10 protein-coding genes are annotated in these 11,995 nt (G+C 58.8%); 5 read left to right on the top strand and 5 right to left on the bottom strand.

Translation table 11 applies throughout. The features are described 5' to 3' along the window. Positions 1 to 36: 36 nt before the first annotated feature. A complete protein-coding gene (locus tag IEU99_RS02510) occupies positions 37 to 1,278 on the bottom strand; it encodes an RsbRD N-terminal domain-containing protein (RefSeq protein WP_128889476.1) in 1,242 nt (413 codons plus the stop codon). A gap of 326 nt (positions 1,279 to 1,604) precedes the next feature. Between IEU99_RS02510 and IEU99_RS02505 the strand changes: the two genes are divergently transcribed. The 4 genes from IEU99_RS02505 (at position 1,605) to IEU99_RS02490 (ending at position 5,437) form a co-directional block, all read left to right on the top strand. After that, positions 1,605 to 2,153 carry a DUF6230 family protein gene (locus IEU99_RS02505; protein ID WP_229718344.1) on the top strand — a complete coding sequence of 183 codons (549 nt, stop codon included), beginning with the start codon at positions 1,605 to 1,607 and terminating at the stop codon, positions 2,151 to 2,153. Beyond that, positions 2,134 to 3,609, top strand: coding sequence for a DUF6114 domain-containing protein (locus IEU99_RS02500; protein WP_128889477.1), 1,476 nt, complete (start codon positions 2,134 to 2,136; stop codon positions 3,607 to 3,609). The genes IEU99_RS02505 and IEU99_RS02500 overlap by 20 nt, the downstream gene beginning before the upstream one ends. A gap of 115 nt (positions 3,610 to 3,724) precedes the next feature. Then, the gene (locus tag IEU99_RS02495; RefSeq protein ID WP_128889478.1) at positions 3,725 to 4,537 is read left to right on the top strand and encodes an NAD(P)-binding protein; all 813 of its coding nucleotides are present in this window, start codon (positions 3,725 to 3,727) and stop codon (positions 4,535 to 4,537) included. Positions 4,538 to 4,543: 6 nt separating this feature from the next. Next, positions 4,544 to 5,437: an oxygenase MpaB family protein gene (locus IEU99_RS02490; protein WP_128889479.1), complete on the top strand. Its 894-nt coding sequence runs from the start codon at positions 4,544 to 4,546 to the stop codon at positions 5,435 to 5,437. A gap of 79 nt (positions 5,438 to 5,516) precedes the next feature. Here IEU99_RS02490 and IEU99_RS02485 read toward each other — a convergent pair whose 3' ends face one another. Both IEU99_RS02485 and IEU99_RS02480 read right to left on the bottom strand, forming a co-directional pair. Then, entirely contained in the window at positions 5,517 to 7,097 is a 1,581-nt protein-coding gene (locus IEU99_RS02485) for a succinic semialdehyde dehydrogenase (RefSeq protein WP_128889480.1), read from the bottom strand. Positions 7,098 to 7,220: 123 nt separating this feature from the next. Beyond that, positions 7,221 to 8,150 (bottom strand): oxygenase MpaB family protein, encoded by a 930-nt coding sequence (locus IEU99_RS02480; protein ID WP_128889481.1) that lies wholly within the window; start codon positions 8,148 to 8,150, stop codon positions 7,221 to 7,223. A 95-nt stretch (positions 8,151 to 8,245) separates the two neighbouring features. On the opposite strand from IEU99_RS02480, the gene IEU99_RS02475 reads away from it, so the two are divergent. Then, positions 8,246 to 9,793: an NAD-dependent succinate-semialdehyde dehydrogenase gene (locus IEU99_RS02475; protein ID WP_128889482.1), complete on the top strand. Its 1,548-nt coding sequence runs from the start codon at positions 8,246 to 8,248 to the stop codon at positions 9,791 to 9,793. Positions 9,794 to 9,889: 96 nt separating this feature from the next. Here the strand turns inward: IEU99_RS02475 and IEU99_RS02470 are convergent, their stop codons facing one another. Together IEU99_RS02470 and IEU99_RS02465 are read right to left on the bottom strand one after the other, a co-directional pair. Continuing rightward, on the bottom strand, positions 9,890 to 10,666 hold the full coding sequence (locus tag IEU99_RS02470; RefSeq protein ID WP_128889483.1) for a hypothetical protein: 777 nt from the start codon (positions 10,664 to 10,666) through the stop codon (positions 9,890 to 9,892). 22 nt (positions 10,667 to 10,688) lie between these two features. Further along, positions 10,689 to 11,960, bottom strand: a complete 1,272-nt coding sequence (locus IEU99_RS02465) for an MFS transporter (RefSeq protein ID WP_128889484.1) — start codon at positions 11,958 to 11,960, stop codon at positions 10,689 to 10,691. Between the last annotated feature and the right edge of the window lie 35 nt (positions 11,961 to 11,995).

The following is an 11,995-nucleotide window of genomic DNA, read 5'->3' as shown; positions in this document are numbered from 1 at the left end:
CCCCCTGAACAAGAAGGGGAGGCCGGGCACTTTTGCTTATACCTTTTCTTTTTTCAGAACCTGATCGCCAAACCAGTGAACAAGTTCGAGTGCGGTGTGCACATCCGATGAGGTGGAGGCTTCCTCGCCAACCACATCTTTGAATTTATCCACTCGGTATTTCACCGTATTGCGGTGCGCCACCATCGAGGTTGCTGCGCCTGCAATGCCATGGCGTAGATAATTCCTCGCTGTTTCGAGGATCACCATGTTGTAGTCATTGGCCTCGGCAAGTTCCCCGAGCGCACTGGAAACCAAGCGCTTTGCCAGAGGTAGGCGATCTACAAACGCCGCGGCCGTTAAAGCGCCATCGATCCTGGCAGTGACCACCGGCTTTTTGGGATCGTCTCGTCGTTCAGCGACTTTCCTCAGACGCTCTGCCTGGAAGTGGGAGTCTCTAAAACCATGGGCGCCGGAGCTGCGAGAGGCTACCGAGAGGCCAACGTGGTCGGGAAGCAGCTTCGCCAGGGCTTTGGTGTCTGCATCAATCAAACGGCCGGGAACACCAGGCTGTTCATCCACGTGGCACCAGCCCCAAATCAGCAGGGAAGAGGAATACACAATCAGCGGTTCACCCTGGCCGCCAAGCTGCTTGCTAATGGCTCGAGCTACTCGGTAAAGCGCTTCAGTGGAAGGCCCTGCCGAAGAAGCGCTCCACAATTGAAAGGAAATGTGGCTGCCGCGGAGGTTATAGCGACCAATCTTTGTTGCATTCGTCGGATCGCGCAGCACCCGCTGCGTCTCAGAAAGCAGGCCCGGGTCGCCAGGGGTTTTCAGCCTCGCGGCTTCCTCGGTGTAGATCACCGATAGTTGATTAGCGCGGGTACGCACATAGCTATTGGTAAGAATGCGAAGATCTTCAAGGATTTCCAGTACCTCTTCGGCAGAGTGATCCTTAAAAAGCTCTTGGGTTAATTGCAGTAGCTTATGTTCGACGATGTTGTGTGCGCTGTGAAAGAGCATGATCAGCGTGGAAAGGGGCATGCCCCTGGCTGCCATGGTGCGTGCCATTTGCTGCAAGGTGGAGCCTGGGCGGATCGTCCTTCGGTCACCATCGGAGCCGATGTATTCGGTAAAGAGGTCGATATTAGCCCTTGTGCTCTTCAGCATTACTTCATAGAATTCCGGTGTAAATAAATCCGGTTGTTCCTCGCGCGTTTGCTGCGCGATCTCCGAGGCCAGCTCAGGGGCATGTTTAGCTAAGCCGTTATACAACATCTTCCTAGGTTTGGCCTGCATGAAGGAGCTCCGATCATGAAATAGCTGGCGACACCATCAATAAAACAGACTATTCCCTTTGTGCGTGCTGCACAAAGTTATCGGAATTAAGGTGCTCGTCACTTCGATTTTTAATCTAGGTGTTCCAGCCTATAGCCCTCCCAGGTAGTGTTCTGTGCCACAGACATTGTGATGCCCCCTCCATCGCAACACGCACGGCGGGGGTGAAGTGCGAAATGACAACGTTCCCGGCTTCGCGAGTGATTCGCCAAGGCTAGGGGAGAGCAAACCTTCAAGGAGTTCCAGTGGGTTATACGCGGACATGGAAGCTTTTAACGGCTTTGACCGTGGGATTTGTAGCGGCCGGTGGCGCCGGTGTGGCAATGGCCCAAGGCGGGCTCAGCGCCAACCTCGCATTATCGGGCACCATCTTTAAGGTGACAATCGGCGACGCCGATGGCCAGGACTTCTCCCTCTTCGTCGACCGCGAAACCCTCGGCCAAGAAGGAAATACCGAACCGGTATCGCGTCTTCGCTTCGGCACCGTGACCGCTTCCGATTTGTGCGTTTCGGCCAAACTTCCTGATATCCCCGGAGTGGGCAACGTGAGCTTCAAGCTGGAATCTGCAGGTCAGAACTCCGTTGATGGCGAAAACCTCGTTGTGGGCGCGCGAGTGCTCCAAGGTGACCTCACCTTGTCCAACCCACAGTTGGGTGTAGACACCAGCCAGCGCAACCCCGATGCGCCGCCGAACTCCTGGGGTTTGGTCTCTGATGACATCGATGTGCAAGCGCGCAATATCGATGCCACCTCGGTAGCGGCAAATACGCTCACCGTGCGAAACGCCACGGTGACGGTGGAACGAGGTTCGGATAATGTCTGCGGAAAGCAATAACACCCCTCCGGCCGACACCGCCGTCACTCCCGCGGTACACGACACCGCCGCCATCACTCCAACCAAGGCGGAAGAAAAACAAGCGCGCCGGGAACGTCGAAAAGCTCAAAGCCAAAGCTTTCTTGCCCGCTTTAAGCAATGGAAGCGCCATCGCCCCTTCATGGGCGGGCTGCTGATGGTCTGCTCCGGTGCGGTGATTCTGGCGCCGGCATACCTTTCGCTTCGCATTAAAGACCTCCTCGTGGTGATTTCCGCAATCTCCGGAGTATCCACACTGATGCTTGGTCTGCTGTTGATCATGTTTGGTATCGGTGCCTGGACTCGTCCCGCAACCGCTCCCTACCTTGGTGCTCTGGGCATTGCAGCCGCAGTGGTATCGCTGCCGACATCGAATTTTGGTGGCTTTATCCTTGGCGCCCTCTTAGGCATCGTCGGTGGTGCGCTCACCCTGGCATGGGAAGAAGGCGAGCCGAAGAGCAAGCGTAAGCAAGCACGACGCGCCAAAAAGGAAGCCAAAAAGCAGGCAGCGGCGCAGCCGGTCGTCACCGAACAAGCAGCAAGCGAGCCGGAAGGTGCGGTTGAGCAACCTGGCGACCAACGCTCGCCCATCGTCCGCGGCGGCGGCCTGTTAAGCACACTCTTGGCGGTTGCTGCTCTCGGCTTCGTGCTCAGCAGCGCGCAGCCACCGGCCGTGGCTCAAACTGCACAGGGCGATCTCGTTGGGCGTACCAGCGTGGTGACTGCCAGCGAAGTCTCTGTGATTGGCAATGTCCAAGCCGCGGTGGTGGAAGTGCCCACGCAAATGGGGCCGAAAAAGATGATCCGGCTCAGCGGCAATGAGATCACCGTGGACAATATTGCGCTTGAGCTACCAGGCACCCAAGGGGGAGTGGGGTACCTCACCACCGCGCCCGGCACAATTGCAAAACTCTATGGATCCCCGGCGGTGCTGCTCACACGCACGCTTACCGCAACTCCGACCATCGCAGGTGCGCCGACTATTCCCATCACCGTTGACGCGGAGGGCAATATCGACTTCGTTACCGAGCAGCTTCTGGCATTGGGCTTTCCACCAGTCGACCTGCCTGATCCTTTGATGCAGCACGTAAGCCTGCGCAATGTGCACCTCGATGCCTATGGCGTATTCGGTGATTCCCTCGACGCGCCCGGCCTGACGGTGGCTGCTTCTGCACAGGAACCTTCGGCACCTGGCCGATTCGGTTCGAGCATGCCAGGGATCGGCGCAGGGGAGCGCGGCTCAAGCGATGGATCTTCAGGATCCTCCGGTAGCTCGCCGCTAGACCTGCTGCCCGATGTGTCCGAGGTGATTCCTCCACTGCCAGGTGCGCAGCCTCCCGCGGAGGATCCTGCCCCGCTGGTACCGCTGCCGCTATCGCCTGAACAGCTCGTACCTTTGCCGATGCTTCCCGGTGGACGCGAAGCCGGAAACGGATAGGCGGTGGGCCAATCGAAGCTTCTTTAAGGCCGCGCATTCTCGAAGCTATTCGGCTGTGATGCGCAGGGCATATTTCCGAACTACATAGCAAGTATCTACAACATAAGGAACCCCAATGACTCAACTGGAATATAGAAGGCCAGTCGTTGCTGTGGTTGGCGCCGGTGCCGCCGGTGTCGCGGCAGCCGCCGAATGCCAGCTCATCGGTTTCGACACGCTGCTCATCGACGAACAATCACGCATTGGTGGCCGCTACGCAGCCGATAACCCCGCCCAACCACCGAAGAAATTCGGATTCCGCAAGGGCAACCTCAAGCATCACCGCTTTAGCGGCAGCGCAGCATCTGCCTGCGAGCACCTGGAAAAGGCAGTGGAGTTTGCAAAGCCACGCGTGGCGCTCAATACCCGCGTCACTGGCGCCAGCTTTGATAAAGAGCGCGCACAGTGGATCCTCAGCACCGAACCCAGCAACCAGGCCGCTGCCTCCAATGACGATGAGCAGGTCATTGCCGATGTGATCATCGTGGCAACCGGCAACTCGGATATTGGCGAGGTCACCGGCCCGAATGGCCGCAGCTTTGACCTCCCGGGTGCCCACCTCCACCAGTCCATGGAGCCGATCGGCATTCCAAATATCTTGGTCGTCGACGCCGAAGAACCTGCTCCGGCCGGCTTCTTTGGCTACCCGCTCGACATTGTGGAGGCCAAAGCCGATGCCGCGCAGCGTTGGGTGCGTCAGCTTGAGGTCCACGGCCCCGGTGCGCTCCAGGTGGACGTGACCTACTGGCTTGCCACCGCGCCGACCAGGGCGAAGGTAAAGAATGCGGTCAGCACCTTTAGCGAGCGTTCCCACGTGTTTACTCCTCGCCAGCACTTGCAAAAGAAACCCGAGCGCGCACAGCGTTCCTCATCCAAGAAGGGGGCCTAAGCCACCATGACCGAAGCACACACCAAACAAGTGGTCCATGACGAAGAGGCCGATACCTACCTGGCTCAGGGTGAAGCAGACAACCTGCCCAAGCTCGGCCCGGATTCCATCCTGTGGCAGCGTTTTGGCGATTGGCGCTCCCTGTTTTCTGCGGTGTACGCCGGCGTGTTGCAGGTTACCCAGAAGGATGTCAGCCGTGCGCTGATCCAGCACTCGAACTTCTTTGATAACGAAGTTGGTCGCCTCGTGCGCTCCGCCTTCCCGATTGTTCGCACGGTTTATGAAGGCGATGAGCCCGGTGCGATGATCCGCGACTTCCACCGCAACATCAAGGGCACCCACGAAGACGGCACCCGCTATCACTCGATGAACCCCGAGGCGTTCTATTGGGCGCACGCCACCTTCTTGCTCATGCCCTATGTGCTTGCCGGCAAGTTCAGCCCGGCGTTAAGCGATGCCGAAAAGGAGCAGCTCTTCCAGGAGTCTCGCACCTGGTATTCCTACTACGGTGTGGCTGAGCCGAAGAATGCGCCCACGAACTACCCCGAGTTCGAGGCCTATGTGGAGGACTTCTTCCAGAACAACCTCCACCAGACCGAAACCTTCGAGCGTTCCCGCATCGTGCGCGTGCTGGATATGGATCCGCCGCTGCCTTGGATTCCGAAGTGGCTGTGGAAGCCGGTGTCTCCCTACGCTGCACGCCTGCTGGTGTGGGTGACCACTGGTTTGCTGCCGCAGAACCTCCGCGACGAGTTCGGCTGGAGCTGGACTCAAAGCGATGAGCGCCGTTTCAAGGCTTTCTACCGCACCGTTCGCGCAATCTTCTCGGTCCTGCCGCGCAAGGTTCGCATGGTGCCGATTGCAGAGCGTGCCTTCAAGCGCGCAGAGGCTCAGGCTTAAGCTTTTCGACGCTTCAAAGCCGGGTATCCCCTTTCGGGGATACCCGGCTTTGTTCTGTCTTCACCTGCTAGGGCGTTGTTTATGGCAGGAAGCGCAGCTTCTTGCCCAGCAGCAGTGCATTCGACATCACTGCGGCATAGGCCTTGCGCGAAAGGCCCTTGGGGCCGCGGATGGAAATCACGCGCTGTTCTGCAACGTTGCGGGCCTCGGTGTACTTTAATAAGCCCTCGTCGCCGTGGCGGCGTCCCATACCGGATTGCTTCATGCCGCCAAGAGGCGATGCCACCGATGCCCAGGTGGCGGCGTAGCCGTCGTTAATGCCCACGCCACCTGATTGAATGCGGCTGGCTACATCCCAGCCGGTGTCAGAGGATGCAAACACGCAGGCGTTCAGGCCGTAATCAGTGTCGTTGGCAAGTGCCACGGCCTCGTCGAGGTTGGCGACCTTTTCAATGAACACCACAGGGCCAAAGACTTCTTGGGTGCGCAGCTTGGCGTCTTCTGGCACGTCTACCAACACGGTGGGCTCGTAGAAGTAGGGGCCAAGATCGGGACGAGCCTTGGCGCCGGCCAGCACCGTGGCGCCCTTTTCTACGGCATCGTCGACGAATTCGCTCACACGATCAAGCTGATCTTGGTTGATCAGCGAGCCCATCTCGATATCCCAGTCGAAGCCTGCACCAAGGCGCATTTGCTTGACTGCCTCAGCGAAGCGGCGAGTGAACGTGTCGTAGACCTCGGCTTCGACGTAAATGCGCTCGATGGAGACGCACAATTGGCCGGAGTTGGAAAAACAGGCGCTGGGTGCTTCACGCACCACGCGATCCAAGTCGGCATCGGCGCTGATGATCATGGGGTTTTTGCCACCAAGCTCAGCGGAGTAGCCAATCAGACGCTCACCTGCGGTCTTGCCAAGAATGCGGCCGGTAGCGGTGGAGCCTGTAAACATCAGGTAATCGCAGCGCTCTGCAATGGCAGCGCCAACGACTTGTCCGGATCCGGTGACCACCTGGAAGAGGTCGCGGGGCAGGCCGGATTCGTAGAGCAAATGGATAACAGCCAGTGCGGAAAATGGGGTATTCCAGTCCGGCTTGGCCACTACCGCATTGCCCGCCAAGAGGGCAGGGATGGCATCGGAAATACCCAGTGCTAGGGGGTAATTCCAGGGGCTGATTTGGCCAACCACGCCCTTCGGTGCGCGCTGCACCACGTTCTTGGTTACTAGCGGAAATGCGCCCGAGTTGCTGTGATCGGCGAGCAGACGTCCAGCCTGGTTGGCATAAAAGCGTGCATTGCTGGCTACGTCGAGGACTTCGTCGAGGGCGGAGAGGCGATTCTTGCCGGTTTCCAACTGCACGACGTCCATGAGGTATTCGCGCTCGCGGAGCACACGATCATGGAAATCCTTGAAGATGGCCTGGCGCTGTTTCACCGGGGTTGCAGCCCAGGTGCGCTGCGCCTGGCGGGCGCGATCGAAGGCGAAGTCCACGTCGCGCTCATCGCCGGTGTAGACATACGCGATTTCCTCGCCGCTAAACGCAGAGCGAACTGAATAGCGCTCCTGCTCCTCACGGTGCGGGGTATGGGTATTAGCGCAGAGGCGAAGGAGTTTGCGCTGGATTTGTTCGGGTAAGCGGCCTTGCTTTAGTCGAGTGCTCATAGTGATTTCAGAATAGCTTTCTGCAGGGTAGGGAAGTGGGCAAAAACGGCGATCGCTTAGAACAAGCCTTGCTATGAAGGTGCTGCGATCGCCGTCGTGCTGAGCCTTAGATCAGGCTGGGGTTTAGCGGATGGTGCCGATTGGCTTGAGCTGGTCGTTTTCGTCGAACATGCCGTGCTTGATCATCTCGTCGCGGCCGGGGTTCATGTAGCGAGCCTTCAAGCTGAGCTTCGGCCATACCTTGCGGATGACATTGCATACTCGATCGAAGCGCTTCTGGTCGCGCTTAGACCAGGAAACCTGCAGGATGTCGCGCTGGGACTGCTCGAGGGTGCCCACCGTCATCCAAATCAGGCTGCGCATGACCGGCTTCCAGATCACCTTCCATACCAGCGGAGACACGTTGTCGGGTGCCTTCACCGGCTCCACGCGGGCGGTGCGCAGGGCGAAGTCCACCGTCTCATTGCGCTCAAGCACAGTGTTGGTCATCTCTTCGAGGTAGTCCACCAAGCCCTGGTAGTTGTCGATGACCGGGCGGTTGGACATGCCGTACTTCTCCCACCAGGTCACGCCCTCTTGTACGACCTGCTCGCGTTCTTCGGCGGTGAAGGGGGTGCCGAAGAGATCCTGGGTGCGGATCACGCGGTAGACGAAGGTTGCGTGCGCCCACCAGTAGGTGTCGGGGTCCATGGAGTGGTAGCGGCTGCCGTCGCGAAGCTTGCCTTTGATGTTGATGTGATAGTCGCGAATGCGGTGCGAGAGTTCATCATCGGGGGTGTACATCGAGGCGATGATCTGCGGGGTGGAGCGCTCAAGGCGTGCGAAGGGCTCTTCAAAGAACTTCGAGTGATCCAGCAGTGCCTGACCAATAGCAGGGTGCATATTTTGAAGAATGCCGGTGTAGCCGCGCATGAGCTGGATGCGGCCGTCGGCGCCATAACGCCACAGCAGTGAGTCCACGTTCAGAGGCGCGCGCTTCAGCTCGCGCTTTTGACCCTCTTGCTCGGTGTTCTGGGCTTCGGTGCCCGGTTGATCATGATCGCTAGAAGTCATGCTGTTGTCCCTTCTACTTTGGTTGTGCTCATGGTAGTGATGTAGTCAGTAATGAACAATAAGTTTTGAAGTGCGTCACAAGGAGTTGTGCATAAATGACAAACACAGTGCATAGGGTGGGTGCCCAGGAACAAAGAAAAACACCGCTTTGCTCGGATTATTTGGATCCTGAACGTCACCTCGCGCTTACTCACAGCGTACCCGCGGAACTCTTTATCAACGGCGCCTGGATGCCTGCCACAAATGGGGGTACTTACGAGGTAGAAAATCCCGCGACCGGGGAAGTTATCGCCACCCTCGCCAATGCCTCGGCAGAGGATGCACAAAAGGCTGTGGATGCCGCTGCACAGGCTCAGCGATCCTGGGCAGCCACCCCTGCCACCCAACGCGCCGAACTCCTGCACCGCATCTTTGCACTCGTCCAACGCGACGCCGGGGATATTGCAGCCCTTATGACCTTAGAAATGGGCAAACCCTATGACCAAGCCCTCGGCGAAGTAACCTACGGCGCGGAATTCCTACGCTGGTTTGCAGATCATGCCCGCAACATCGGAGGCAGATACACCGACGCACCCGAAGGCCACCTGCGGATGATTATTCGCCGGCGCCCCATCGGACCTGCCTACCTTGTCACCCCGTGGAACTTCCCACTGGCAATGGCTACCCGCAAGCTTGCCCCCGCACTGGCGGCTGGCTGCACCACCATTTTGAAGCCTTCGGAGCTCACACCTTTAACCTCACACAAATTAGTGGCCCTGTGCCAAGAAGCAGGCGTGCCAGCCGGCGTGGTGAACCTGCTGAGCTCCACCGATGCTCCCGCTGTATCCGACGTGGTGCTCAACGACTCGCGTATGCGAAAGATCTCCTTTACCGGCTCGACGGCCGTGGGGCGTCACTTGATTAAACAAGCCGCCAACAATGTGCTTCGCACCTCGATGGAGCTTGGCGGCAACGCCCCTTGTGTGGTGCTGGCAGACGCCGATCTCGACCTCGCCGTCCAAGGTGCACTTGATGCCAAGATGCGCAACATGGGTCAGGCATGCACCGCAGCCAACCGCTTTATTGTCCACGAATCCATCGCTGATGAATTCGCCCAGCGCCTTGCCGAGCGCATGGGGCACATGCAGTGCGGCTTTGGTTTAGAACCCAACGTCGACGTAGGGCCTGTCATCGATGCCCGCGCACTTGATCGCATCGCAGCCCTAGTTGAAGATGCACAAGCCCAAGGCGCGACGGTGCTCTGTGGCGGCAAACGAATCGAAGGCCCAGGCAATTTCTACGCCCCCACCGTGCTTGCCAACGTCCCCGCCGATGCAGCAGTACTGCGCGAAGAAATCTTCGGGCCCATCGCCCCGGTGATCAGCTTTAGCAGCCTCGAAGAGGCAGTGGAATTAGCCAATAATACCGAATATGGGCTGGCCTCCTATATCTTCAGCCAAGATATTGAACTGGCCCTCGACCTTGCCGAGAACATCGAAGCAGGCCTCGCCGGCATCAACACTGGCCTGATCTCCAATGCAGCAGCTCCCTTTGGTGGCCTCAAACAATCCGGCACCGGCCGCGAAGGCGGCGTAGAAGGCCTCGATGATTACACCGACACCCAGTACCTTGCCCTGCCCCGTGGCCGTCGCTTTCAGCCCTAAACCCCAGCCCTAAACCCCAGCTCTAAACCCCGGCCCCACTAGCCCATAGCCCCCGCGTGACCTGGCGATCAAACAGGCCACACGGGGCTTTTGGCTTTAGTGCTCTTCTTCCACCCAAATTCCTGAAGAGCCGCATAGGAACGCACGGCCATCAACCACCCCGCCAGGTGTTGGCGCCGGGGTGGTATCGATGGGCATGACCAAGGGGATGTCCACGCCCATATTGATGCTGAGGCGATAGAACTGCTCGCCTGTGATTGCGTTGGTGCAGGTATCCACGGCATTGATCACGCCGATGACGTGGGATACCGGGGAGATCTCATCCTGGGTGGCTTCGCCACTTGCGAGTGCAAACAGCCAAGGGGAGGTAACAAAGCGCGGCCCGATCATTACCTCTTTGCCATCGTCGAGCACGACCAAATTCTGCTCCTTGGTGGCCTCCCTCCAATCCTCGCGGGTGTCGTAGCACTGCATGTCCACGGCAATGGCCCCGAGGTGAAAATCGTCAAGGTGTGCTGCATGCGTGATGTTGTGAAAATCCTCAAGGGGATAGGCCTGGGGATCATCGACGAATGCCAAGACGCGGGTCAGCATCGAACCATCGGCATCATAAACATCTAGCATCGCCACACCGGGTAGAAGCTGCACGGCATCGACCCGCAGCGTGCCCTGTCCAAGCACCGCGAAACCGACCTCGACGTCTTCTTCAGCAATCATCACGGTGGCGCTGATCCCGGAGGGGTCGGTGAGGTTGGCGATGTGCTCGAAGCGAGGGTCGCCTTCCCACTTGGAGGTGCAGTGCTCAAGCACATGCAGCACCGTTTGGTTCATATCATCCGGCAGACCCATGGCCGTTAAGAATTGTTCCGACATAGCCCCAAGTATTCCAGTGCTTCTAGGTTTTGGGGGTCTGCTGCGTTCTGATCTTCTTGGCGCACACCACGATGCCGATGGCGCCAATGGCCCACACCACCACTACGGCCCACCAGGCCACCTGGAAATCTGCCCAGCGAAACTCTTTGCCACCGGCGTGCCAATCGAGGATGCTGCCAAGCAACTGGGCCCCGAGCATGGTGGCGATGAATCCGCCCATGTTCGCCAATCCGGTGCCGGTGGCAAGCACGGAGTATTGGAGCTTTTCGCGGACCGAATCAAAGCCATAGTTCGCCGCGGGCGTAAGCAGCGCCACCACCAGGATCATCACCATCAGTGTTGCCTGGCTTCGTGGCTGTTCGCTGCTGAGGAACCAAATAAAAAGCCAGCAGTTCAGCAATGAGGTAGCTAAAGCCACCACATCGCGGTGGCGTCCCGCGCGAGCAGAGATAAGGCCGTGCAAAGGCCCGGCACATACCGAACCAATGGTGGCGGTAATCAGCACTGTTGCAATGGCACTGGGGCTTAGCCCCATGCCTAACTTCATCAACGGCACGCCCCATAACAGCAGGAAGATATTCAAAGGAGAAAGGTTGCTCCAGTGAATCCATACGCCCTGCCAAGCAGTCACACTGCGCAGCACCATGCGAAGGCGCATGCCGAGAGAAAGCCGCGGGCCTGCTGCAGCAGGCACCTTGAGGCTGCGTTGGGAGCGTGCAGTATCGGGTGTATCGCTAATGCAGATCCACGCAGCCGCGGCGATCAAGATGCCCACCGCCCCGAGGCTGAGAAAAGCCCAGGTCCAGCCGGTGGTGTTGAGCATGTATAAGAAGGGCACCGCGGAGATAAACTGCCCCGATTGCCCAAGTGCGCCGGTGAGCTGGGAGAATAGTGGTGCGCGTTTGGCCGGAAACCACACCGGGATCAGGCGCATCACCGATAGGAATGCGGTGGCGTCACCGGCGCCGATGAGCACGCGGGCAGCGATGGCCATCCAATAGGCCGGAGCGAAAGCGAGCAGGATTTGCCCGAGCCCCATCACGATGGCACCAGCAAGCAGCAGGGCACGCGGGCCGAATTTATCTACCAGCATCCCGGTGGGGATCTGGGCTAATGCATATACGCCTACTTGCACGGCGGTAAATACCGCCAGGCGCGAGGCATCGATCTCGAAGCGACCCATGGCCATCACGCCGGCAACTCCAAAGGAGGTACGGCCGGTGATGGCCACCACGTACACCGCCACCGCCGCTAGCCAAACAACCATGGCGCGCCGGGTGAGGCGATTGGGCATGAGGGCTCCTGGACGTCGAAAAGCTAAGAACGCCA

The sequence above is a fragment of the Corynebacterium pelargi genome (assembly GCF_014635485.1).
GTDB classification, from domain to species: domain Bacteria; phylum Actinomycetota; class Actinomycetes; order Mycobacteriales; family Mycobacteriaceae; genus Corynebacterium; species Corynebacterium pelargi.
This window is presented reverse-complemented; position numbering and strand designations above follow the sequence as displayed.